The 23,956-nt window shown below is 60.7% G+C and carries 16 protein-coding genes and 2 pseudogenes; 8 read left to right on the forward strand and 10 right to left on the reverse strand.

The annotated features are described in order from the left end of the window. Positions 1-60 precede the first annotated feature (60 nt). The 5 genes and pseudogenes from ACZ5Y5_RS07185 (at position 61) to ACZ5Y5_RS07205 (ending at position 6,723) form a co-directional block, all read left to right on the forward strand. On the forward strand, positions 61-1,785 hold the full coding sequence (locus tag ACZ5Y5_RS07185; RefSeq protein ID WP_464807973.1) for a relaxase/mobilization nuclease domain-containing protein: 1,725 nt from the start codon (positions 61-63) through the stop codon (positions 1,783-1,785). A 22-nt stretch (positions 1,786-1,807) separates the two neighbouring features. Beyond that, a pseudogene (locus ACZ5Y5_RS07190) lies at positions 1,808-3,616 on the forward strand (conjugal transfer protein TraG); the annotation flags it as partial. 115 nt (positions 3,617-3,731) lie between these two features. Continuing rightward, positions 3,732-5,297: an IS21 family transposase gene (istA, locus tag ACZ5Y5_RS07195; protein WP_464807974.1), complete on the forward strand. Its 1,566-nt coding sequence runs from the start codon at positions 3,732-3,734 to the stop codon at positions 5,295-5,297. Beyond that, on the forward strand, positions 5,230-5,964 hold the full coding sequence (istB, locus tag ACZ5Y5_RS07200; protein ID WP_031293458.1) for an IS21-like element helper ATPase IstB: 735 nt from the start codon (positions 5,230-5,232) through the stop codon (positions 5,962-5,964). Before istA ends, istB begins: the two co-directional genes overlap by 68 nt. A gap of 321 nt (positions 5,965-6,285) precedes the next feature. Then, a complete protein-coding gene (locus tag ACZ5Y5_RS07205; protein WP_464807975.1) occupies positions 6,286-6,723 on the forward strand; it encodes a CopG family transcriptional regulator in 438 nt (145 codons plus the stop codon). A gap of 4 nt (positions 6,724-6,727) precedes the next feature. Here the strand turns inward: ACZ5Y5_RS07205 and ACZ5Y5_RS07210 are convergent, their stop codons facing one another. Next, the gene (locus ACZ5Y5_RS07210) at positions 6,728-7,003 is read right to left on the reverse strand and encodes an HU family DNA-binding protein (RefSeq protein ID WP_464807976.1); all 276 of its coding nucleotides are present in this window, start codon (positions 7,001-7,003) and stop codon (positions 6,728-6,730) included. Positions 7,004-7,243: 240 nt separating this feature from the next. Between ACZ5Y5_RS07210 and ACZ5Y5_RS07215 the strand changes: the two are divergent. Continuing rightward, positions 7,244-7,669 (forward strand): annotated as a pseudogene (locus ACZ5Y5_RS07215) (acyl-homoserine-lactone synthase); the annotation flags it as partial. A gap of 101 nt (positions 7,670-7,770) precedes the next feature. Here ACZ5Y5_RS07215 and ACZ5Y5_RS07220 read toward each other — a convergent pair. After that, positions 7,771-10,029, reverse strand: a complete 2,259-nt coding sequence (locus tag ACZ5Y5_RS07220) for a glycoside hydrolase family 3 N-terminal domain-containing protein (RefSeq protein ID WP_464807977.1) — start codon at positions 10,027-10,029, stop codon at positions 7,771-7,773. Between the two features lie 48 nt (positions 10,030-10,077). Beyond that, the gene (locus ACZ5Y5_RS07225) at positions 10,078-11,016 is read right to left on the reverse strand and encodes a ThuA domain-containing protein (RefSeq protein WP_464807978.1); all 939 of its coding nucleotides are present in this window, start codon (positions 11,014-11,016) and stop codon (positions 10,078-10,080) included. 130 nt (positions 11,017-11,146) lie between these two features. On the opposite strand from ACZ5Y5_RS07225, the gene ACZ5Y5_RS07230 reads away from it, so the two are divergent. Beyond that, complete coding sequence (locus tag ACZ5Y5_RS07230; RefSeq protein ID WP_464807979.1) at positions 11,147-11,431, forward strand: hypothetical protein; 285 nt, start codon at positions 11,147-11,149, stop codon at positions 11,429-11,431. A 61-nt stretch (positions 11,432-11,492) separates the two neighbouring features. Here ACZ5Y5_RS07230 and ACZ5Y5_RS07235 read toward each other — a convergent pair whose 3' ends face one another. The 7 genes from ACZ5Y5_RS07235 to xylB all read right to left on the reverse strand — a co-directional run bounded on the left by ACZ5Y5_RS07235 (position 11,493) and on the right by xylB (position 22,786). Then, entirely contained in the window at positions 11,493-12,176 is a 684-nt protein-coding gene (locus ACZ5Y5_RS07235; protein WP_464807980.1) for a TetR/AcrR family transcriptional regulator, read from the reverse strand. An 88-nt stretch (positions 12,177-12,264) separates the two neighbouring features. Beyond that, positions 12,265-13,782 (reverse strand): GH39 family glycosyl hydrolase, encoded by a 1,518-nt coding sequence (locus ACZ5Y5_RS07240; protein ID WP_464807981.1) that lies wholly within the window; start codon positions 13,780-13,782, stop codon positions 12,265-12,267. A gap of 48 nt (positions 13,783-13,830) precedes the next feature. After that, positions 13,831-16,125, reverse strand: coding sequence for a glycoside hydrolase family 3 N-terminal domain-containing protein (locus ACZ5Y5_RS07245; RefSeq protein WP_464807982.1), 2,295 nt, complete (start codon positions 16,123-16,125; stop codon positions 13,831-13,833). Between the two features lie 250 nt (positions 16,126-16,375). Then, positions 16,376-18,778: a TonB-dependent receptor gene (locus tag ACZ5Y5_RS07250; protein ID WP_464807983.1), complete on the reverse strand. Its 2,403-nt coding sequence runs from the start codon at positions 18,776-18,778 to the stop codon at positions 16,376-16,378. A 384-nt stretch (positions 18,779-19,162) separates the two neighbouring features. Next, the gene (locus tag ACZ5Y5_RS07255) at positions 19,163-20,020 is read right to left on the reverse strand and encodes an aldose 1-epimerase (RefSeq protein WP_464807984.1); all 858 of its coding nucleotides are present in this window, start codon (positions 20,018-20,020) and stop codon (positions 19,163-19,165) included. Further along, the gene (gene xylA, locus ACZ5Y5_RS07260) at positions 20,020-21,333 is read right to left on the reverse strand and encodes a xylose isomerase (protein WP_464807985.1); all 1,314 of its coding nucleotides are present in this window, start codon (positions 21,331-21,333) and stop codon (positions 20,020-20,022) included. Before xylA ends, ACZ5Y5_RS07255 begins: the two co-directional genes overlap by 1 nt. 10 nt (positions 21,334-21,343) lie before the next feature. Continuing rightward, positions 21,344-22,786 carry a xylulokinase gene (gene xylB / locus ACZ5Y5_RS07265; protein ID WP_464807986.1) on the reverse strand — a complete coding sequence of 481 codons (1,443 nt, stop codon included), beginning with the start codon at positions 22,784-22,786 and terminating at the stop codon, positions 21,344-21,346. A 107-nt stretch (positions 22,787-22,893) separates the two neighbouring features. Between xylB and ACZ5Y5_RS07270 the strand changes: the two genes are divergently transcribed. Continuing rightward, positions 22,894-23,952: a LacI family DNA-binding transcriptional regulator gene (locus ACZ5Y5_RS07270; protein ID WP_464807987.1), complete on the forward strand. Its 1,059-nt coding sequence runs from the start codon at positions 22,894-22,896 to the stop codon at positions 23,950-23,952. Positions 23,953-23,956 lie beyond the last annotated feature (4 nt).

The raw sequence follows: 23,956 nt of genomic DNA on the forward strand, positions 1-23,956 counted from the left end.
CCCAGCATTTTCAATGATGAAGGCGACGCCACCGGCCGCCCAGCCCAGGAACTGCCTCCGATGACCAGGGACGACCACAGCTTTCGTCCCCGCCTTTCGGGACCACGCGACAGCGGAGCCCGGCCCCTCTCCTTCATGGGCGAGGTCCGCCGTGCGGCGGCAAAGGCAGGCTTTCTGGCCAAGGGACGTGCGGGCAGCGGCACCGGCTGGACTGGGCGGGGCGCACGCGCCGGTCTCCCCACCCGCGCGAACCCTCATGCGCGGCGGGTCATCATCAAGGCACGGATCGTCCGCCACAAAGGTCTTCGGTTCCGCGCCGCACCCATGAGCCGTCACCTCTCCTACCTTCAGCGCGAGGGGGTGAGCCAGGAGGGGCAGGAGCCAGACATGTTCGATGCGACGGGCGACGGCGTCGACACCAAGGCCTTTGCGCAGCGCTGCGCCGAAGACCGGCACCATTTTCGCTTCATCCTCTCACCCGAAGATGCCGCCGAAATGGACGACCTGCGCGGCTTCACCCGGGACCTGATGGCGGACGTCGCAAGCGACCTCGACACCAGACTGGACTGGATCGCGATCGATCATTGGAACACCGATAATCCCCACGTCCACATCCTGCTGCGAGGCGTCGCCGAAGACGGCACCGACCTCGTGATCGGCCGCAGTTACATTCGCGAGGACATGCGCCTTCGCGCGCAGAACCGGGTGACGCTCGAACTGGGTCCCCGCTCCGATCTGGACATTGCCGCGGCGCTCGACCGGGAAGTTGGCGCGGAGCATTGGACAAGCCTTGATCGCCGGATCCTCTCGATCACGCAAGAGACAGCGGGATTGCTCGATCTGCGGCAACAGGCGAGCCCGGGCGCCTACGCGCAACGGCTCATCGGCCGCGCCATGCAACTGGAAAAATGGGGGCTCGCCGAACCGCTGGCACCAGCCTGCTGGTCGATCAACCCCGACCTTGAAGCGACGCTGCGGGAGCTTGGTCTCCGCGGCGACGTCATCAAGACGATGCACCGAACACTGACCCATGCCGGACGCGTGGTCAGTCCGACAGACTTTGCGCTGCACGAGCCTCAGGCACAGGGCCATGTCATGGGTCGCCTTGCCGCCCGCGGCCTTGCCGACGAGCTGTCGGGCAGCGCCTTCGCCATCGTCGAAGGGGTCGATGGCCGGGCCCATTATCTGCGCTTCTCCGATCTTGAGTGGACAGGCGATGCACCGCCCGGCGCCATTGTCGAACTGCGGCGATGGGAGGGACGCGATGGCAGGCCCCGCTCCGCGCTCGCCGTTCGCTCCGACCTCACGCTTGGCGAACAGATCAGCGCGCGCGGCGCTACCTGGCTCGACCGGCAGCTGATCGGCAACGCGCCGCTAGCGCAAGGCGGCTTCGGCGGGGAGGTGCGCGTCGCAATGGCGGCGCGAGCCGATCATCTGATCAACGAGAATCTGGCGTGGCGAGAAGCAGGTCAGTTGCTGTTCTCCCCTCGCCTTCTCGCCCATTTGCGTGAGCGCGATCTTACCGAAGCCGGTGCCGCAATCGCCAAGCGATCGGGCCTCACCCCGCAGTCCGCAGCGGCAGGCGAACTGATATCGGGCACCTATCGCGAACGCGTGACGCTCGCCTCGGGGCGCTTTGCGATGATCGATGACGGCGTGGGGTTCCAGCTCGTGCCCTGGCGTCCAGCATTGGACGCGCATCTCGGCGAGCATGTCGCAGGGACGATGCGGCCAGGCGGTGGCGTCGAGTGGACCCTCGGACGCTCCCGTAGCCTCTCCCTTTGAACCGAGATGAAAGGAGGTTCGCATGTCAGCCACGCGCATCCTATGGGGTCAGGTCGCCCTTGTCTGCTTGCTCACGCTCGGCGCCGTGTGGGGCGCGACCCAATGGACGGCTTTTGCACTTGGATATCAGGACGCGCTCGGCTCTCCCTGGTTTGCGGTCGCGGGCTATCCCCTCTATCCCCCGCCTGCCTTTTTCTGGTGGTGGTTCAGCTACGACGCCTACGCGCCAGAGATATTCGTGACCGGCGCGTGGATCGCAGCCTCAGGCAGCCTGCTTTCCGTTTGCGCGGCCATCGCGATGTCGGTTTGGCGGGCGCGGGAAGCCCGGATCGCCGAAACCTACGGATCGGCGCGCTGGGCAAGCCAGAGGGACATCCGGGCCGCAGGCCTGCTCTCGCCCCATGGCGTGGTCCTTGGCCGTAGCGCCGGTGACTATCTGCGTCATGACGGCCCAGAGCATGTTCTCTGCTTTGCGCCCACCCGGTCCGGCAAGGGCGTAGGTCTTGTCATTCCGACGCTGCTTTGCTGGCCTAACAGCTGCGTGGTTCACGACATCAAGGGGGAAAATTGGCAACTCACCTCCGGTTTTCGGAGCCGGCACGGCCGCGTGCTGCGGTTCGACCCGACATCGCCTGACTCCAGCGCCTATAATCCCCTGCTGGAGATCCGGCGGGGCCCTGGGGAAGTGCGTGACGTCCAGAATGTCGCTGATGTGCTGGTGGACCCGGAGGGCTCGCTCGAACGCCGAAACCATTGGGAGAAGACCAGCCATTCGCTGCTCGTTGGAGCCATTCTCCATGTGCTCTATGCCGAACCCGACAAATCGCTCGCCGGTGTCGCCGGGCTTCTGTCCGATCCCGGACGGTCGATCGAGAAGACGCTGCGGATGATGATGACCACGCCCCACCTTGGCAAGGAGGGCGTCCATCCCGTCGTTGCCAGCGCCGCGCGCGAGTTGCTCAACAAGAGCGAGAATGAAAGGTCGGGTGTCCTCTCGACGGCGATGTCGTTCCTGGGGCTGTACCGCGACCCTGTTGTCGCCAAGGTTACCGCCCGCTGCGACTGGCGCATTGCCGATCTTGTTGGTCCAGTCCCGACGACGCTCTACCTCGTGGTTCCACCATCGGACATCAGCCGGACGAAACCGCTCATCCGTCTCATCCTCAACCAGATCGGGCGGCGGCTCACTGAAGACCTCGACAGTGGCGGACGGCGCCAGCGGCTGCTCCTGATGCTCGACGAGTTTCCGGCGCTCGGCAGGCTCGATTTTTTCGAAAGCGCCCTCGCGTTCATGGCGGGCTACGGGATCAAGAGCGTCCTCATCGCCCAGAGCCTTAACCAGATCGAGAAGGCCTATGGCGCGAACAACGCGATCCTGGATAATTGCCATGTCCGCGTCTGCTTCGCCACCAATGACGAGCGGACGGCCCGGCGTGTTTCCGATGCCTTGGGAACGGCGACAGAGATGCGGGCCATGAAAAATTATGCCGGCCACAGACTCTCGCCCTGGCTCGGCCATCTGATGGTGTCGCGCAGCGAGACGGCCCGCCAGTTGCTGACCCCCGGAGAAATCATGCAACTGCCACCTGGGGACGAGATCGTCATGGTCGCTGGCTCGCCGCCGATCCGGGCCAAGAAGGCGCGCTACTATTCCGATCCCCGCTTCCGGGCGCGCATTCTGCCCCCACCCAGATTAGAGCCCGAACAAGTCCCCGGCGCAGTGAGGGACGACTGGTCGATGCAAGCGCCCAGTCGGCCGTTGGCTCCGCCGATATCACACGGACCTACGACCGACACAGCTAATGGGGGAATCAGACGAGAACCGGAGCTGGGTGTGAATAAGCCTGCAATGTTGACCCCAGTTCTGGGGTGATAGGCGTCCAAAGTTGACCCCCTGAACGATTGCGGTTCACGCTCTTGCACTTTGCTGCGGGAGCGGGTGGGAGATGCTGATCGTGGAGACGGTAGCGCGCATCCGGCGCGAGTTTTTCGTTAAGGGCAAGTCGATCAAGGAGATTGTGCGAGACCTTGGCGTGTCGCGGAATACGGTTCGCAAGGTGCTGCGCTCGGGCGAGACGGCTTTCACATACGAACGCAGCGTGCAGCCCTTGCCGAAGTTGGGGCCTTGGGCTTCGGATCTGAACAGGCTTCTGGAGGCGAACGACCGCAAGGCCCGGCGCGAGCGGCTGACGATGGTCAGGTTGTTCGAGGAGCTGCAGGGTCTTGGCTATCGTGGCGGCTATGACGCGGTCCGACGGTACGCGGCAAACTGGCATCGCGAGCGCTCAGCGGTGACGGCGGGAGCCTATGTGCCGCTGAGCTTCGCACCTGGTGAAGCTTACCAGTTCGACTGGAGCCATGAGATCGTCGTCATTGCCGGGGCGACGACCACCGTGAAGGTCGCGCACATGCGGCTTTGTCATAGCCGGATGTTTTACGTGCGTGCCTATCCGCGCGAGAGCCAGGAGATGGTCTTCGATGCGCACGACAAGGCGTTTGCCTTCTTCGGCGGGGCCTGCCAGCGCGGCATCTACGACAACATGAAGACGGCGGTCGATGCGATCTTTGCCGGTCGCGAGCGGCAATATAATCGCCGCTTCCAGCAGATGTGCGGACATTATCTGGTCGAGCCGGTTGCCTGCACGCCGGCATCGGGGTGGGAGAAAGGCCAGGTCGAGAATCAGGTGGGCCTGGTGCGTGAACGCTTCTTCACACCCCGGCTGCGGTTCAGGAGCTACGCCGAGATGAACGCATGGCTGGAGGATCGCTGTGTGGCGCGGTCGAAGCATGCCGCCCATCCCGAGTTGAAGGACCGCACAGTCTGGGAGGTGTTCGAGACTGCGGACCGTCCCGCCCTGATCGCCTATCGCGGGCCGTTCGACGGCTTCCACGCTCTGCCCGCGTCGGTATCAAAGACGCTGCTGGTGCGGTTCGACTATAACAAATACTCGGTGCATGCATCGGCGGCGGGGCGACCGGTGGACATCCATGCTTATGCCGATCGCGTCGTCATCCGGCAGGAAGGCGAGATAGTCGGCGAACATGTCCGCCGGTTCGGCCGTGAGCAGACGATCTATGATCCCTGGCATTACGTCCCTGTGCTGGCGAGAAAGCCTGGCGCGCTGCGCAACGGCGCGCCGTTCAAGGACTGGTTGCTTCCGCCAGCAATCGAGCGGGTACGCCGCCGCCTTGGTGGCCATGCTGATGGCGACCGCCAGATGGTCGGCATCCTGACGGCGGTCCTGAGCGACGGGCTTGATGCCGTGGAAGCCGCCTGCGCCGAGGCGCTGATCGGTGGCACCGTCAGCCGCGACGTTGTGCTCAATATCCTGACCCGTCAGCGCCAGCCATCGGCGCCGCTGACCATCGCTACGCCCGAGGCGCTCCGGCTTCATCACGAGCCCGTCGCCGACTGCGCCCGTTACGATAGCCTGAGGAGGTTCTATGGAACGCCACGAGATCCTGGAGATGATGGGGACGCTCAAGCTCGCGGGCATGCGGCACGCCTATGATGAGGTGATCGCCGATGCGGTAAAGCGACAGCATGGCCCAAGCCGCGTGGTCGGCGATCTGCTGAAGGCCGAGATCGACGAAAAACAGGCGCGCTCGATCAAATATCAGATGACGATCGCCAAGCTGCCGCTGGCCAAGGAAATTACGGCGTTCGACTTTGCCGATACGCCGATCAATGAGGGACTGGTGCGCGATCTGGCGACCGGCGCCTTCCTGGCCAACCAGCGCAATGCCGTGCTGGTCGGAGGAACCGGGACCGGGAAAACCCACCTTGCCATTGCGATCGGGCGCTCCTGCGTGCGCACCGGCGCCAGGGTCCGATATTACAACACCATCGACCTGGTGAACCGGCTCGAAGCTGAAACCCGCGCCGGAAAAGCAGGGCGCATTGCCGATCATCTGTCCCGGCTCGACCTGGTGATCCTCGACGAGCTGGGCTATCTGCCGTTCGCACTGTCTGGCGGTCAGTTGCTGTTCCACCTGGTCAGCCGGCTCTACGAGCAAACCTCGATCATGGTGACCACCAACCTCGCGTTCGGCGAATGGCCCTCGGTGTTCGGCGACGCCAAGATGACCACCGCGTTGCTCGACCGGCTGACGCACCATTGCGATATCATCGAAACCGGTAACGAGAGCTGGCGCTTCAAGAACCGCGAAGCTGCCTGATAGGCCAGGAGAAACGCCATCGGCATGGGGGTGAGCCGGCTCCGGGCTACGCCCTCCGCCGCCTCACCCCCATGCCGACGATCCTGGCACACTATCAGGGGGTCAATGTTGGGCGCTTATCAGGGGTGAATATCCGGTGCCGATTGACAAGCTGGGCATGCATGAAGATGTGGCGCCCTCAAAGAGGCCCGCACAGGTCCGAAATGAATTTCTGTTCGACGATGCGCCTGACGACGCAAGCCTCGCACGCGAAGCTTTGGCGCGGCGTGCGGCGCGCGCCGCACGACAGGCATCCATGGATCCCAAGGATGGAATAGAGATATGAGCCGTCAGACCATTAGGCACACGATCCGGCTCGCGCCCGGCCAGTCCCGGCAGCTCAGCGAATTCGCGCGCATGAAGCGGATATCGCAGTCCGATGCGGTAGCCCGGGCGCTCGCCAGCTATTTTTCTCCCGATGGCTCTGACCGGATAGAGGCGGCCATCAGCCGCCGCTTGGATCGGCTGACCCGGCAATATGATCGGGCCGCCTGGCGCAGCGATGTCGTGGCAGAGACGCTCGCGCTCTTCATTCGCACCTGGCTGATCCACACGGCTCCTCTGCCCGACGAGGCCTCGGCGTCGGGGCGCGCCGTGGGCAAGGCGCGTTGGGAGTCGTTTGTCGAGGCGCTGACGCGTCGGCTCGAGCGGGGCTCCCGTCTCAGCGAAGAGATTGCCCGGGACATTGTGCCGCACGGCGAGGATGCCCCGGACGCTTGAACTGTCAGCCGTTGACCCTGTCCTTGAGGGCCTTGGCCGGCTGGAAACTGACTTTCTTGGAAGCTGCGATGGTCATGCTTTCCCCCGTACGCGGATTCTTGCCTTCGCGCGCGGCGCTCTGCTTGATCTTGAACTTGCCGAAGCCAGCCAGCGACACTTCATCGCCGCGGACGGCCGCATCGGCAATGGCGGCCAATGCGGCGTCAATGATCTTCTTGACGTCAGCCTTCGTCACGCCCTGCGCCGCCGCGACAGCCTCGATCAATTCGGTTCCGGTCATTGTTACCCTTTCATCAGGAAATTTCGGGACTTCGAGGTGCCAGACGATGCTCTGAAGGTCGAGGCCGAATCGGCAGGCATCCGCGCCAGAGCATCTCGAGGTGAGCGCTATACCAATATCCAGGTATGGCCGTTTTTCGGCTGATCTGGTCCGCTTCGCTCTCCAACATGGGAGGTGGACATGTTCGAACATTCGAACAAAAGCATGATTTACGGCGCAGAAGGCGCGGCGATGCGCGCGATGTTCAGGGCCCGCAAGGAAGTGTTCATCGATTTGCTGGGCTGGGACCTGCCCGTCCTGGCCGGGGAATATGAGCTTGATCAGTTTGACGGCCCCGGCGCTGAATATGTGATACTCACCGACCGGGACGGTGCGCACCGCGCCTCGGCGCGCCTACTCCCAACCGACACGGACCATCTTCTCTCCGCATGCTTCCCCATGCTTTGCGCGGCGCCGCCGCCCTCGGGGCCGGCGGTCCGGGAGATCACGCGCTTCTGCCTGAGCCGGCATCACCGAGGGGCGGCGCGGCGCCTTGCACGCAATCAGCTCGTGACCGCCCTGGCGGAATATGGGCTCGCGCATGACCTGACTGGCTTTACCGGTGTGGCTGCGCCAGCCTGGTCCGAGCAGATCATGACTTTCGGGTGGCGCTGCAAGCCCCTGGGGCCAGTGGTCTCCGTGGCGGGCCAGGCGTTGGTCGCGATCCATATCGAGATCGATGGCGACACCATTGCCGGACTGAAGCGTACGGGCGTAGGCGGGCGAGATCACAACACCTCGAACTCTCCGGCGAGACCGGCAGCGTCGGCGGATGGCGATATCCACAGCTTGAACTTGCCGGCTTCGATGACGGGCTTCAGATCAACACCGAGAAAGGCAAGATCAGTGATCGCGAGGTCAAATGTGACCTGCTGCGAACGGCCCGGCGCCAGATCAACATGCTTATAAGCCTTGAGCTCCCGTATCGGTTGGGCGACGCTTGCAACGACATCCTGCACATATAGCTGCACCAATTCCTTGGCCGCATATTTGCCTTCATTCTTGACCGTCACCGTCACCCGTAACCGGCCATCCTTCGGGATCTGCTTGGACGACAATATAAGATCGGCATAGCTCATTTTCCCATAGGTCAGACCATGGCCGAACGGAAACCGCGCCTCATATTTCGATGTAATATATCGCGCGTTGGCCGGACGGCCCGGCCGGCGATGCGCGTAATAATAAGGCACCTGCCCCGCCGAAATAGGAAAGCTGACGGGGAGGCGCCCCGATGGTCCTGTAGCTCCGAACAGGATATCTGCGACGGCATTGCCCATTTCCGAACCCAGGAACCACGTGACGAGGATCGCCGGGGCATTAAGGATCGCGCCCTCCAGCGCGAGTGCGCGGCCGTTGCGCAGGGCGACGACCATCGGCTTACCCGTCGCGGCCACTGCCTCGGCCAGAGCCTGTTGCGGGGCTGGGACCACGATCAGATCGCGCGACGCGCCTTCGCCCGACATCGCTTCGCGTTCGCCAATGGCGAGGATGATGATATCCGCCGCGCGGGCGGCGGCCACGGCTGCATCGAGGCCGCCGTCAGTCGGCGCCGTGATCTCGCTACCCTTCACCACGGTAACGAGCGAAGGGTCGTTGACCGCGGACCGCACGGCGCTGGCTAGATCGACCGCTTCCTTGTTGTCGGCGAACAGCGTCCAAGGGCCGTGCAGATTGCTGGGTCCTTCCGCAAAGGGGCCGATGATCGCAATGCGCTTGCCCTTGCGCGGCAGAGGCAGAAGGTCCCCTTCATTCTTCAGCATGACGATGGAACGTTGGGCCGCCTCGCGTGCAAGCGAGAGCGCCGGCTTGGTGCGCATGCGCGCCTGCTGCCGCTGGAGGTCCATGCGGCGGAAAGGATCTTCGAACAGGCCGAGCCTTTCCTTGAGCGCGAGGACGCGGCCGACCGCCTCGTCTACCCGCTCCATCGGCACTTCCCCCGCTTGCACCAGCGAAGGCAGATGATCCCGATAGATGCCGCTGGCCATGCTCATGTCGAGCCCTGCCATGATGGCGATCCGCGCGGCGTCGCGCGCGTCGGCCGCAAGGCCGCGCGCTGCGATTTCGACATCGCCGTTATAGTCGCCGACGACCAGTCCGTCGAAACCCATCTCGCCGCGCAATATGTCGGTCAGGAACTCGCGGCTGCCATGGACGGGGCGGCCCGCAATATCCTCGAATGCGGCCATGACGGTGGCGCAGCCTGCATCCACGGCAGCCTGGAAGGGTGGCAGATAGACTTCGCGCAGCGTGCGTTCTGAAATGTCCGCCGTATTATAGTCCACCCCGCTTTCCGCGGCCCCATAAGCCACAAAATGCTTCATGCAGGCTGCGACCGACGCGTCATCGGCAAGAGACCGGCCCTGGAAGCCTCGCGTCCGGGCACGAGCCATGTCGCGTGACAGCAGCACATCCTCCCCCGCGCCTTCGACCGTTCGGCCCCAGCGCGCGTCGCGCCCTATATCCACCATCGGCGCGAAAACCCAATCGATACCGGTCGCCGCCATTTCGACCGCCGCCGCACGGGCGGTGCGCTCGGCAAGGTCTGGGTCGAAGCTTGCCGCTTCGCCAAGGGGCACCGGAAAAACCGTGCGATAGCCGTGGATCACATCCCCCGCGAAGATCATTGGAATGCCAAGACGCCCCTTCATGGCGGCCGCCTGAAGCTTGCGATGCGCTTCCACTCCGAAACCGTTGAACACGCCGCCCAGCCGCCCGGCATGCGCGTCGCCCGTCAAATTCTCGACGTTGCGCAAGGCGGCTTCTGGATTGATCTTGGCCGCCGCGGCTGACGTCCAAGGCGTAGGCATGAGCGTGAGCTGCCCCGCCTTTTCTTCGATCGTCATCTGCGCGATCAGCGACGTGATCCGGCTGGAAAGCGGACGGCGAACAGCGGCCATCGCCGCCGGAATGCCCGAGGCCTGCCATGCGAACATGCAGGCGGAGCTGATCAGGACAGACCTGCGGCTGATATTGGTATCGCGCAACATTTTTCGGACAACTCCAATGAGAAATGCATGTGGTCGGCAGACCGCTGATTATGAGGTTGTTTCCTTGCCGCCGGCGCAGCCCGGCCCTTCCAGCCCTGCAGCCCAGCCAATCGCTCCAGCAATCATTTCGCGATGCTGCGGCTCCTGGTAAGTGGAAGCCGCGTGCCCCAGTGCGGAATAAAATGCCCGGCCGTCCTTCACGCAATGCGTCCAGACCATCGGATGATCGGCACCCATGCGGATGTTCTTTGGCCTGGTGAACGGCAACAGCTTTTCTTCGGGGCGGTAGGTCCGCTCATCGATCGTCACAAGAATATGGTAACCCTTGTCGCGCGGGTTGGTCGCGAAGGAATACCATTCGTCGGTGCGGCGCCACGTCCGGCCCAGATGGCGGGTTGCGGGATGGTCACGATCCTCGACGTTGAGCGTCGCCGTCTGAAATTGTGGGTCCATGATATGGCCGATGAACTGGGTTCCGATCAGCTCATAGACATACCATCGCCACGCATATTGCGGATCGCCGCCCGCACCGTGCAGCCCGACAAAGCCACCGCCCTTTTCGAGCCACGTGCGGAAGGCTTCGCGCTGTTCCGTGGTTAGCACGTCGCCGCTCACGCTATTCCATATTACAGCTTTGAAGCGTCGAAGTTGCCCCGGATTGAAAATAGCCGCGTTCTCGGTCGTATAGCTGCCCCAGCCGTGCTGGCGCGCGATTTCCTCCAGCGCGCGGTTTGCGGCAACGATCTGCGCGTCGTCGCGAAATCCGTTCGTCTTGGAAAAGATGAGAATGGCAGGGCCGGGAAGCTGAGCGGGCAATTGCGGCGGAGTCTTGTCATAGCTGCTGCCGATACCCAGCACCAACCGGCCAAAATTAGCAGGCCCCACAGCGCTCATGAACATCAGGGAAAGGCCTACCAACACGAGGATCAGGGCGGCCGCGAGCACAGCAAGTACCCGGAGCATCTTCCGCTTCGCGATCGCCTTCATCACCTCACCCTTGGTCAACCTTGTTCAGCAGCTGGCAAGGCATAGCCCTTTATGACGAAAGAAGTAAACAGTCTCGTTGCATTCTAGCGGAATCCTGCTAGAGCGTTGCCACCTTGATGGAGAGAAGAAGATGAAGAAACTGATCCTGGTTGCGGCGGTTTTCGCGATGTCGCCTATGCCCGCGCTTGCCCAGATGGCCTATTCGAGCTCGACTACGGAAATTGGCGCGTTACTTGACGATCCGGCTGCAAAGGCCGTTCTGGAAAAGCATATCCCCGGCATGACCACCAACGACCAGGTCGACATGGCTCGGTCGATGACGCTGAAGGACGTTCAGCAATATTCGCCGGATCAGATCACCGACAAGGTGCTTGCCGAGGTTGACGCGGACCTGGCCAAACTGAAGTCCAAGTAAGCTTCAGGCGGCTGGTCGGCTATCACAGCCCCGGCCAGCCGCCTCAAGGCCCGCCTATACTCTACCAAATGTCCCTGCCGCGCAGAAGCACATCGACCGCCTGGGACGCAAATTCCGCCGCCTCTTCAGCGCTGATCGTGCGTACCGTTTCCTCGGTCCTGCGCCATCCCTGGATCATGCTCAACAGCTGCAGCGCTACGCGTCTGGGATCCCTGGGCGGTACAGCATCGTCCTGCGTTCCTCTGATGATTTCATTGGTGAGAAAGCCGAGCTCGTACTTGTAGCCGACGTCATAGAAAGTTTCAGCAATCTCGGGGAAACGATGAGCGGTCGTCAATATCAGCCGATCAAACTGGCGCACTTCAGGGTTAGCCAGCATGTGCACAAAGGTTTGCGCATGTCGCTTCAGGCTGTCGGGAAATTTCTCCGGCGCCTCGCTGTTCCGCGCACTTGCTTCCTTGGACCAGCTGCGGACGCGATCCTCCACAACAGCCTTTATCAAGGCCTCCTTGGTGGAATGGCGGATATAGAGGGTCCGCTTGGAGACACACGCCATCTGCGCGACCGCTTCCATCGACGTCGCTTCATACCCAAGCGACAGGAACAGGTCCTTCGCAGCAGATAGAATCGCTTCCTCTATCTCGCCCGCTCTTTTGCTTGGCGGTCGTCCCATGCGTCGAATTCGCGTGGCTTTGACTTCAGGTTTGGCGTCAACCCGCGAACCGCGCTTCTTGGCTTCCTTCACCCGCATGTCCTGTCTTCGTTAGGCGTGTCTCCCTTATGGAGATAGCACCTCTGCCGCAAGCTGCCTCAACATGTTGGTTTCGACAGTCTCAGTGGGACAATTCAACAAGTGCGACGCCTTCGGGCGGCAGGTCGAGTGCCAAAACGCCCTCTCCATTCAGTTGGCGCGTCTCTGGTGGCGCGAGTTCGGCAGACCGGCGGATCTGCTCGATCTGATGCTTGTTGGGATAGTGCGGCGACCCCAATTCCCGCCATTTGGGAAGAGGCGAACCACGTTCCTGATCGACATAGCTGACGCGCACGCTCTTTCCTGGAGCCGCGCCCTTCAGTTTGACCTCGACCCTTTTGCGCTCGCCCGTGACGATCCGCTGGTTACTCATGCCGGGAATTCCCGAAGGCTGCTTCACTTCGGCCAGGTTCCAGATCAGCGCAGCCGCGCCATTCCGCGTCTTGCTGGCAAGAGCCGGGCCTGTGGCTGCCAGCCTGCGCTCGCCCAGCCGGTGCAGCAATTTATAGGTGTTGAAGGAGGGACGCGGGATACCGCGCTGGGCGATCATGCCCCAGCCCCCATCGCCTTCCTTGAGGATGAAATTCGGGAAGTTGATCTCCTCAAACACGTTGCTGATGCACCATTGTGACATGGCGTGGCAGTAAGGCAGGCAATTGCTGATGACATGGGCGATCATCGCGGGACTGTCGGAGGACCATTCCGATAGCCACAGCTCCACGCCCTTGTAGCGCGTCGCATCGATTTGGCTGCGGACCTTGGCCATGGCGGCGGGGATCACATCCTTGTGAGGATATTTGTTCGCCTGACCGAACAGTTCCTTCTGGTCGTCACCGGCATAAATATGCGTTGAGACGAAATCGACGGGCAGATTCTCCTGGGCGCAAAACCCGAGGAACTCAGGCATCCATTGCGCCGCCGCCGTGGAGGGGCCGCCGACGCGCAGTTTGGAGTCGACCGCCTTGATTGCCAGCGCCGCAGCTTTGTACATCGCGAAATAATCGGCCTGCGTTCCGCTGAAGAACCAGGTCAGATTGGGCTCGTTCCAGACTTCGAAATACCATTGGCGCACGGCGCCAAGGCCGTAGCGGTCGATCAGATGGCGCACGAAAAGGCCGATAAAATCACCCCAGGCCTGCGGCGACGCCGGCGGCGTGATATTGGCGTTGTAGGTGAAGTTCAACTTTGTGTTCCCGCTGGCGAGCTTCCTTGGCATGAAGCTCAATTCAACGAAAGGCTGCACCCCTCTCGCCAACACGCCGTCATAGACATCATCGACATTCTGGAAGTTGGGATCCTGGCCGTTCATGCCACCTGGCCAGACGCCAAGATCATCGTTGAAAATGCCGTGGAACCGCACCCGTTCCAGCCCAGTCTCCGCCCTGAAACGCTCGAGATCGTGCCGCCAACTTTCGCGCATCGTGGCGGATGCCCGATCCGACCCAGCACATCGCGACCAGATATGATCCAGCGGGCCTGTTTCGCGGCGCAGGTCAATTTCAACATGCTCGACGGAGGTCTGGCCGAATGCGGGCTTCGTCAAAGCAGAAGCAGCCAGGGCCGCTGCGCCGACCCCGATTATTTCACGGCGATCCCACATTATCTGCACTCCTCGATGGACGGGTGACGCCCTAACTATAATAGCTGGTCACGCGACCGTAAGTTTCGCCGACTTTAGATCCACCGAGTTGGGGCCCGCTTGGATCGTGAAAGTGCCGGGTTCCACGACATAGTTCATGTCGATGTTCCAGAATGCCAGGCTGTCGGGATCAAGGCGGAACTGAACAGTGCGCTTCTCACCCGGCTTCACTGTCACACGTTCAAACCCGCGCAACTCAAGCACGGGACGTGGCACCGAACTTACATCATCGCGTACATAGAGTTGCACCACTTCGTCACCATCCCGTTGCCCTGTATTGGTGACATCGACCTCCACGATCGCCGTTTCGCCTACCACGATGGCGGATTTGGCAAGGCGAGGCGCGGACATTTCGAACGTCGTGTAACTCAGGCCATGGCCGAAGGGAAAAAGTGGCGCCGGCTTGCCCTCGACATAGCGTTGTATCTTCGCCGAAGGATGCTTGTTATAATAAACCGGCAGATCGCCCACGGAGCGGGGAAAAGTGATCGGCAGCTTGCCTCCAGGGTTGACCTTGCCGAATAGCATATCGGCAAACGCGTTTCCGCCCTCCTGTCCAAGATACCAGCCCTCCACCAGAGCACTAGCCTTTTCCGCAAGCCGATTGACCGCGAGCGGACGCCCGTTGATCAGCAAGCCGATAATCGGTTTGCCCGTCGCGATCATTGCCTCCACCAGCGCATCCTGATCGCCGAACAGATTGAGGCTGTTGCGATCGCCTGGCGCGCCAGCATGGATCGCCTCGCGCGTGATTTCCGGCACGTCGCCAACGACCAGCAGGATGACGTCCGACCGTTTCGCGACCTCGACGGCCTGGGCGATGCGCGCCGCATTTTCCGCCGGATCGGCGTAGCGAGCCCCACGGGCGGGCAGATGCTGACCCGTTGGGTCCGACTTGACGATCTGGACGCCCTCAGCGTACTCGATGGAGATCGCCTGCCCGGCCGCCGCTTTCACGCCCGCCAATATCCCAACCGCCTGAGCATTCACGGACGAATAGCCGCCAAACAGCGGTTCGACAGCATTCGGACCGATGATCGCGATCTTGCGCGGCTTGGCCGGATCGATCGGGAGCAACCCATCATTTTTCAGCAGTACGAGTGACTTCTGCGCAACCTTGCGCGCGAGTGCCTTGCTTGCGGGCGCATTGACCTGGCGCAGGGCGCGCGACTTGTTCAGATAGGGATTCTCGAACAGACCCGCCTCAAACTTGAGAGCCAATATGCGGGAGACCGCCGCGTCGATGCTGGCTTCGGAAATGCGGCCAGCGCGCACCAATTCCGGCAAGCGCGCATAGGCCTGACCCTCCGGCATCTCCGCATCAACGCCCGCATGAATTGCCAACACGGCGGCATCATCGTCATTCGCCGCCATCTGATGGTGCGTGACCAGATTGGTGACGCCGCCATAATCGCTGAAATACGCGCCGCGAAAGCCCAACCGCTCGCGCCCGGTACGCTGAAGCAATTCATAATTCGCGTGCGACGGAACGCCTTCTAGCTCATTGTAGGATGGCATGATCACCGCCGGATCGGCCTTTTTGATCACCTGCGCGAAGGGCACGAGGAAATTCTCGCGCAGTGTCCGCTCGCTCATGTCGGCCGGACCGATGTTAAGCCCGCTCTCCGGCGCCCCGTGAATGAAGTGCTTGAGCGTTACGAACACCTTGTCCGCCGCCAGCGGCCGCTTCCCCTGCTGACCGCGTACCGACGCAATGCCCATCTGGCTGACCAGATACGGGTCCTCGCTAAAGAATTCCTCGACCCGGCCGAAGCGCGGATCGCGGGCGAGGTCCAGCACCGGGCTAAGCGCAACTGTAGCGCCGCGCATACGGGCCTCGCGCCCCGCCAGTTCGTAAGCCTGCTGCACCAGCGCGGGATCCCAGGTGCTGCCAAGGCCCAGAGGGATTGGGAAGATCGTCGCATCCCGCGCCTTAAGCCCATGGGCAGTTTCCTCATGAAACAATGCTGGAATGCCGAGGCGGGTCTTTTCGACGAGGTGCTTCTGGATCGCGTTCACCAGGTCGATCGTCTCTCCTACAGCGCGATAGGCGTCCTTGGCTGAACGGGCCGTACCATTGGTGTCACTCGGATTGCCGATCTGCCCAATGCCATTGACGAAAACCTGCCCCGCCTTCTCAGGCGAGAAACTATCGCCATCCAGGAATAAGGATTTTGTGTAAGCTATGGACCGCATCTGTGCGGCCTTTTCCTCCAGGGTCATCCGGCTCAGCAGATCGCGGACGCGATCTTCGATCCGCGCCTTGGGATCGCGATATACCGCCCTGCCCATTACGTCAGCCATTGCGGCTACCGGCATCGCTAGAGCAGTTGAAGCGATGAACGTACGCCGCGTAACGGCGAGCCTGTTAGCCAAGATAATCCTCCGTCCGAATGTGCCGACGATCCCGCGACTTGAGCCCTGGGCCGTTCTCTACCATCTTACAACAAGGCAAACGAATAAGTAAACTATATCGTTGCATTATTTCGAACCGGTGGGGATCCTGAAGCAAAAAAACCCCGCCAGCCAAAAGGCTGGCGGGAGGTGGAGAGACTTAGAATTTGAAAGTTCCAGAAAGACCAAATTCACGTGGATTGGTAAGATTCACCGTACGATAACCGGAATCGTAGATCACACCAGCGCCGCCAGGAATAACATTGTTGCCAGTTATGGTTGAATTGCTGATCGAGATGTTTGTGATCTTCTTCTGATTAAGAAGGTTGCGGATAAAGGCCGAAACCTCCCACCTATTCTCCTCCCCACGAACACCGACGAACAGATTGATCAGTTCGCGATGGGGGTAACGGAACTGCTGGTTTTGAGAATAGACGCTTGGACGATATGTAATCAGGCCACGAATGAAGGGCTGGATCGGCCCAGACCCAAAACGGAATTCGCTGTTTGCGGTCAGACTGAAGTCAGGAACATCGGCAAGGCGAGAATCACGCTGGCAATAGCTGACATTATTTACGCCGCCAAAAGCCGGGTTCGTGATCACCACTGCTCGCCCCGTCACTGGATTTACAGTGTTGCAGGGCAACAGAGCATTTTTGTAGCGCGCCTTCACGTAGGACATGCTGATAGACACGTCCCAGTTATCAGTCGGTCGCCCTGCGATCGTTGCTTCGACCCCCTTTACCGTGGCGTCACCATTATAGTTGTAATCCGCCGTGCCATCCACAGTGCCATCGGGCGGCCCGAAGAAAACACCATCGGGTATCCCGTCAGGCACACCCGCAGGCCCCGTATAGTCTATGTTGGTGCCTTGATCGGTGGCGATCCCGGTGAAGCGGGAGATGAAGTTGTCAAACTTCTGGTAGAAGGCAGCGACATCGAGCGACAGACGGCGATCAAGGAACGCCGACTTCAAGCCAATTTCGAACGTGTCCGAATGCTCCGCTTTACTGATCGCCAAATCCTGGCTCACATTTTGTGGCACGCCGACACCAGCCGTGGGGGCGCGGAACGAACGTCCATAAGCCGCGTAAACGGTTAGATCTTGCGTAGCCTCATAGGTCAGCGTGGCCGACCCAGTAAATGGGTGCGACTTCTTCTCGAAGTCCACGATCGGGAATGCGCCCACGCCCGGAATGGCGATGGTTGCAAACTGCTTTCCGCTGATAACCGAATAACGACCCGCCGCTTCAAAGGTCAGCTTGTCTGTCGGCTGCAGGCGGACGCTGCCAGCGATGGAATAGGTCTCTGCGCTGACCGGTATGTCGATCACGCCTGTGAGAGGGAAAATGGGCGCAACAGGGAAAGGCACGCCAGGAACGCTAGGAATATAGTCGAGCGGCTTATCGACAGTCACATCCCCGGTCTGCTTCGAGTAGGTGCCACCGATCGTCCAGTTGAAGAATCCATCATCATTATTGGACAGCAGACGCAGTTCAACAGAATCAACATTATAAGGTGAACGGGTTATTTGCGTCGGCGCATAGTTGTGGATCGCATTGCCCGGATCATACTCGCCATATTGAGTCAGCTTGGTTTCCTGATGGCCGCCAACAAAAGCAAGGGTAACCCCGCCCAGATCATATTTGGCGTCCAATGTCAGTAAGTGACTGTTGTTGATAAAGCGGCTACGTCCTTCCGCCAGCGTGTAGCGATCATCCAGTGCGATAGGCGGATTGCCGATCACGGAGTTTCCTGGACCAAAGACCTGCGGATATAGGCGGTTATCAGCATTGAGATATTGATACATCACGTTGATGTCGAAGCCTTCGACGGGCTGGAAGGCTAAGGAAAGGCGCGCACTTTCCGTGCGGCTCCGCGAACGATCGCCACGAACGATGTTGCGGACTTGGTTCAGGCGGTTGCCATCTACCAACATCGAGGCGCGGATCGCGAGTTTATCAGTGATGAGCGGCAAGGATACGCCGCCTTGGACATTGTAGCCGGCGTCCTCGGTCGCCGTGCCCTGCACATAGCCCTCGACTGTATTCAGGTTCGCGCGGCGGGTGCGGATCGTGATGGCACCCGACGGCGCCGTGCGGCCGCGCAGACCGCCCTGCGGGCCACGCAGCACTTCAATCTGGTCTATATCATAAATCGCAGTAAAGGCGGTCTGAGCGTCGATTGGCACTTCGTTGAAGTAGAGATCGACCGCAGGGCCAGTACCCTGATCCGGATCGAAACTTACACCGCGCAGTGTCGCCGAATTGGCGCGGCCATTATCGTTCCGCAGTTCGAGGCCAGGAGCAAGCTGCTGCACGTCCTTTACGTCAAAAATCTTCAAGCGCTCGATCTGCTCGCCCGTGGCGACATTGATGCTCATCGGAACATCTTGCAGCGCTTGCGCACGACGCGTTGCCGTAACGACGATTTCAGCACTCGACTGATTGGCGCCTTCTGAAACATTTCCGGCCATAGTCTGCGCCCCAGCGGGGACAGACAGGCCAAAAGCAGAGCTCGTCGCAAGCAACAATAAAGTTTTACCGTGCAGATGCCTGTGCATCATCCTCTCCCATTTGAACCTAAAGAACAGGTTTTATAAGCAGTTAGACCCTAAAGAGGGCGATCAAGAGCCTCAGACTTGCTGATCGTTTCCCGGACCTTTGGTTGTCACGCACGACCTTTGGAACCACCCAGTCGTCATGAGCAGCAATGCGAGGTGAGCACTGCAAAACGACGCCTGATCCTGTTCAAACAGGATTTGGTAGCGCTATCTTACGAATAGAAGCGTCGTGATTGGTTGCTGTATGATTCCCCCTTTTCGTGCGCGACCAAAGGAGCTTACGCAAGCTGATCAAAAAGTAAACTGCTGCGGAAACTTTTTCTGCTTTATATCTCTTCCTCGCGCGGGCGTTGGCCATAACACAATGAAGGCGCAGGTGGCTCCTTAAGGGATGTTACTCCGGGTGGCGCAGAATGAAGTGGCCACTACAAAACTTTCGCCAGGCGCCAACCATTTCATGCTGGATGATGCAGAATTCAGCGCGTTGGTCGAATGGCTGACCGGCTCCACGCAAAAAAACTTTTGGTCCCGGGGTGTATATATCACTGTATGAGGAAGCGCGTCTCCAGGACTGATCTGAAGGGACAAATTGCGGGACTGCCAGGAGATCGAAAGTGGCCCTTTACGATCGGTGTAGACGGTATCAACCTCACGCTCACAAACAGCGCGGCCCAGCCACCAGTCGATCTCACGATCACTGACATAGAGACTTTCGGGAAGACAGCCGTCGTCATTCTGCCATTCGCCCCGGTGCAAGCCATGGTAGACGGCATCAGGCTCGCTCGGAAAATAGGGATGAAGTCCCAGGCCGGCTGGCATCGAACTGTCGCTTAGATTGGTCACCGACAAGGCTATGGTCAGTCCATCCTCAACAAGTTCGAACTGCTGTTCGGCATAATAGCTCCAGGGCCACTCCCCGGGGGTATGGTGATGCCCGATAATAGCGCCGTAAGCGTCATATGACTGGACAATCCAAGGCGACAGCCAGCCATATCCATGCAGCGTATGAGGATGATCGGAACCGGGGAAATTGGGAGCGAGTTGCACGTCCCGCCCGTTCGCTTTAAAGCGGCCGAAGGCTATCCGGTTCGAAAAAGGCACAAGCGGAAAGCAAGCGACATCCATTATCGACGGGCCGCAGGCAGGGCGAAACAATGCTTCGCCCTGCCACTCGAAGGCAAGGATGGAGCCGCCGCGCTCCGGCGCCAGCAGCAGCCGATATTCGCCTGCAGCCAGTTCCATCAGAAGCGGTTCACCATATTTTCCAGCCACTCCTGGCGGCCGGAACTGGGCTGCGGCACAAGATCGCGCGCAACTGCAATATCAGCGATCGAACTAAGCGTTCCCTCGCTCGACCGGATATGCTGACCAAGCTCACCCTGCCATCCGGCATAACGCTCGGTCCGGAATGCGTCGACGCGCCCATCCTCGATGATTGCGGCTGCCTTTACGAGTGCATGCGCAACCGTGTCGATCCCGCCGATATGACCGTGGAACAGATCGACCGCATCGACGCTCTGTCGCCTGACCTTCGCGTCGAAATTGAAGCCACCGTCACTGAACCCGCCTGCACGGATGATTTCCAGCATGGCGAGCGTCAGCTCCTCCACCGAATTGGGGAACTGATCCGTATCCCAGCCATTCTGATGATCGCCACGATTGGCATCGATCGACCCAAAGATGCCAAGCGCCCGCGCCATGGCGATCTCATGTTCGAATGTGTGCCCCGACAGGGTGGCGTGGTTCGCCTCGATGTTGACGCGAACTTCGCCTTCCAGGCCAAAGCGCTTCAGGAAGCCGTAGACCGTTTGAGTATCAAAGTCATATTGATGCTTGGTTGGTTCATGCGGCTTCGGCTCGATGAGAATCGTTCCGGTAAAACCGATGCGATGCTTATGCTCGACGACGAGATTGAGGAACCGGCCGAAATTCTCCTGCTCGATCCCTATTTCAGTATTGAGGATAGTGTCATAGCCTTCACGACCGCCCCACAGCACATAATTTGCGCCGCCCAACCGGTGTGTCGCCTCCAGGGCGTCACGAACCTGGCTTGCCGCCCAAGCATAGACCTCCGGATCGGGATTGGTCGCAGCGCCAGCCATGTAGCGGGGATGGCTGAACAGGTTGGCCGTCCCCCACAGCAGCTTGCGCCCATGTTTGCCCTGCAGTTCCTCCAGATGATCAACCGCCTCGGCAAAGCTTTTGCGGAACGCGGCGATGGTGTCGGCATCGGCCATGACGTCAACGTCGTGGAAGCAGTAGAAGGGCACGTCCAGCTTCTCGACGAAGGACAGCGCAGCCTCCCGCTTCGCGCGGGCCGCCGACGCATCGTTAACGCCTGCATGCCAAGGGCGGCGGAAGGTGCCGGCGCCGAATACATCGCTTCCCGGCCAGCAGAAGCTATGCCAGAAGCAGACCGCAAAGCGCAGATGATCTTCCATGCGCTTGCCCAATATGACCTTGTCCTTGTCGTACCAGCGATAGGCAAGGTCATTGCCGCTTTCTGGCCCTTCGTAGCCGATGGTCGGGAATTCAGCGAAATAATTGGCGGTCACGGATCTCTCCTTAAAGGGATTTCAGGGCGGAATAGGCGGCGCGAAAACGGGCGAGCCGCGGCGTGAGACGATCGGCAAGAGCGCCGTCGGGCTCTATCACGTGGGAAATGGGCGGCCGGACGCAGGCTTCAGTTGCGCTCGCGCCAGTCACAGCCATGAGGGCGAGCTTCGCCGCGCCAAGAGCAGGGCCCACCTCCCCGCCTTCCAGATAGGCAAGACGCACGTTCAGTGCAGCAGCGATGATCGTGCCCCAATAACGGGATCGCGCACCTCCGCCAATCACCGAAAGCTCTTCAATTTCCGTGCCCGCGTCGCGCAGCACGGCGATGCCATCGGCATGGGCGAAGGCGACACCTTCGAGCACGGCCGCAGCCACACGCCCCCGGCCCGTGTCATTGTCGATGCCCAGCACAGCGGCTCGGATATGCGCGTCATTGTGCGGCGTGCGCTCACCGGAAAGATAGGGAAGGAATATTTCAGGTCCCGTTCCCGCACCTGCCGCTTCGGCAAGAGCAAAGAAGTCCGCCGGGTCATCGGCTCCGGTAGCCTTGATACCCCAGTCAATACAGCAGGCCGCCGAGAGATGAACGCTCATCTGGTGCCACATGTCGGGAAGGCAGTGGCAAAAGGCGTGAACGGCCCGTTCAGGGTTGGGACGGAAAGCCCCGGTAGCCACGAAGATAACGCCAGACGTGCCGAGCGACAGCAGCGCATCGCCTTCATTGACGACGCCAATGCCGACAGCGCCCGCAGCGTTATCACCGCCGCCAGCAGCCACCGGCACCCTCGCCATGCCCCATTGCGCCGCGACCTCGGGCCGCAACATGCCCGTAATGGCATTGCCCTCGAACAGCGGAGCCATGTGATTACTCGAAAGGCCCGTGGCAGCAAGCATGACCTCGCTCCAGTCCCGCGCCGCTACATCGAGCCACAATGTTCCGGCGCTATCGGATAGATCAGACCCTATGTCGCCGGTCATGCAAAGGCGCACATAATCCTTGGGCAGCAAAATCTTCTCGACCCGCGCAAAGATCTCAGGTTCATGCTCCCTCACCCACAGCAATTTGGGTGCGGTGAACCCAGGCATGGCAAGATTGCCCGTGATGGAGCGCGACTCAGGAGCCCGTTGCTCAAGTTGGCGGCATGACTCTGAACTACGCCCGTCATTCCAAAGAATGGCTGGCCGTAGCGGACGATGATCTGCACCAAGCAGCGTGGCGCCATGCATCTGTCCGGCGAGGCCGACCCCCTGCACCCTAGCCCGGAGCTCTCCAGGCAGCGCAAGAACGGCGACGTCGGTCGCCTGCCACCAATGATCAGGATCCTGTTCTGACCAGGACGCGCAAGGTCGCGAAACTCCGAGCGGGGCGGTTCCGGCAGCCAAGACCGAGCCGCTCTCAGCTACGATGACCGCTTTAATTCCGGACGTTCCAATATCTATGCCGAGATACATCCAACTTCATCCTCTCGCCTTCACGGTAGCGCTACCATCACCTATTGCGCAAGAGGCTTGCTCAACCTCCCCTGTGCGAATAGGCGGTGAGGACGGGGGAAGAGACCATGGTTGCCAGAAGAAGTTTGCGCAGGAGAAATGAAGGGCCGACCGTTGCCGATGTGGCGCTGGCCGCGGGCGTGTCGCCGATGACGGTCTCGCGCGTCATCAACCGGGATCAGCGCGTGAAGGAGACAACGCGCAAGAAGGTCGAGGAAACCATCGCGGCCCTTGGCTATGTACCAAATGCCGCCGCCCGATCCCTTGCTGGCGGGAAGCAATGCCGCATCGTCCTGCTTTATGGCAATCCCAGCGCGGCTTATCTAAGCGAATTTCTTCTCGGCAGCCTCCGTTCGGCGCGCGAGAACGAAGCAGAATTGATCGTCGCCGAGCATGATCCGGAGGAAGGACCCACGACTTTGGCTGCGCGGCTGGCCGCGCAGCGCGTCGATGCGATCCTGTTGCCCCCGCCCCTTTGCGATGACAGCGATTTGCGTAGTGCCTTGCAGAAAACGGGCCTTGCAGTGGCTCAAGTGGCATCAGGGCGCCCGGCGCCTTCCTCTCACGCCGTTCTGATAGATGATGAGGAAGCTGCTTTTGCTATGACGCAGCATATTCTTGCCTCCGGTCACCGACGAATAGGCTTTGCTGCAGGCGATCCGAATCAGACGGCGAGCCACCTTCGGCGGCAAGGCTATGAGCGGGCCTTGCGTTTGGCTGGCATCGAGCCGGAAGAGGAACTAATCGCGCTCGGTAATTTCACTTACCGCGGTGGCCTAATGGCCGCAGCATCCCTGCTCGACGCCTCATCACCACCTACCGCCATTTTCGCCGCCAATGACGACATGGCGGCGGGCATTATCAGCGCCGCGCATCAACGTGGATTGGACGTTCCGCGTGATCTAACGGTGTGCGGCTTCGACGATACTGCCATAGCGACGACCATTTGGCCGGAGCTGACCACGGTCCGGCAACCGATTTCGGAAATGGCGAGCCTCGCTATTGAGATACTGGCCCGCGCCGTCAGGTCCAGGCAGGCTCTCGCAAACTCTCCGCCAGAACATGTGAAACTGAGTTTCCAGCTTATCGTACGAGGATCTGACGCAGCACCAATTGGAGAGACTTGACGGA

Source organism: Sphingobium sp. TomTYG65 (assembly GCF_055395525.1).

What these genes read in the sequence shown, in the direction of transcription:
- ACZ5Y5_RS07210 (WP_464807976.1), bottom strand. Translation starts at nt 7,003, where the DNA reads ATGACCGGAACCGAATTGATCGAGGCTGTCGCGGCGGCGCAGGGCGTG.
- istB (WP_031293458.1), top strand. Translation starts at nt 5,230, where the DNA reads ATGGAACGCCACGAGATCCTGGAGATGATGGGGACGCTCAAGCTCGCG.
- ACZ5Y5_RS07230 (WP_464807979.1), top strand. Translation starts at nt 11,147, where the DNA reads ATGAAGAAACTGATCCTGGTTGCGGCGGTTTTCGCGATGTCGCCTATG.
- ACZ5Y5_RS07205 (WP_464807975.1), top strand. Translation starts at nt 6,286, where the DNA reads ATGAGCCGTCAGACCATTAGGCACACGATCCGGCTCGCGCCCGGCCAG.
- ACZ5Y5_RS07245 (WP_464807982.1), bottom strand. Translation starts at nt 16,125, where the DNA reads ATGGCTGACGTAATGGGCAGGGCGGTATATCGCGATCCCAAGGCGCGG.
- xylB (WP_464807986.1), bottom strand. Translation starts at nt 22,786, where the DNA reads ATGTATCTCGGCATAGATATTGGAACGTCCGGAATTAAAGCGGTCATC.
- ACZ5Y5_RS07250 (WP_464807983.1), bottom strand. Translation starts at nt 18,778, where the DNA reads ATGCACAGGCATCTGCACGGTAAAACTTTATTGTTGCTTGCGACGAGC.
- ACZ5Y5_RS07220 (WP_464807977.1), bottom strand. Translation starts at nt 10,029, where the DNA reads ATGTTGCGCGATACCAATATCAGCCGCAGGTCTGTCCTGATCAGCTCC.
- ACZ5Y5_RS07225 (WP_464807978.1), bottom strand. Translation starts at nt 11,016, where the DNA reads ATGAAGGCGATCGCGAAGCGGAAGATGCTCCGGGTACTTGCTGTGCTC.
- ACZ5Y5_RS07240 (WP_464807981.1), bottom strand. Translation starts at nt 13,782, where the DNA reads ATGTGGGATCGCCGTGAAATAATCGGGGTCGGCGCAGCGGCCCTGGCT.
- ACZ5Y5_RS07270 (WP_464807987.1), top strand. Translation starts at nt 22,894, where the DNA reads ATGGTTGCCAGAAGAAGTTTGCGCAGGAGAAATGAAGGGCCGACCGTT.
- ACZ5Y5_RS07185 (WP_464807973.1), top strand. Translation starts at nt 61, where the DNA reads ATGACCAGGGACGACCACAGCTTTCGTCCCCGCCTTTCGGGACCACGC.
- istA (WP_464807974.1), top strand. Translation starts at nt 3,732, where the DNA reads ATGCTGATCGTGGAGACGGTAGCGCGCATCCGGCGCGAGTTTTTCGTT.
- ACZ5Y5_RS07255 (WP_464807984.1), bottom strand. Translation starts at nt 20,020, where the DNA reads ATGGAACTGGCTGCAGGCGAATATCGGCTGCTGCTGGCGCCGGAGCGC.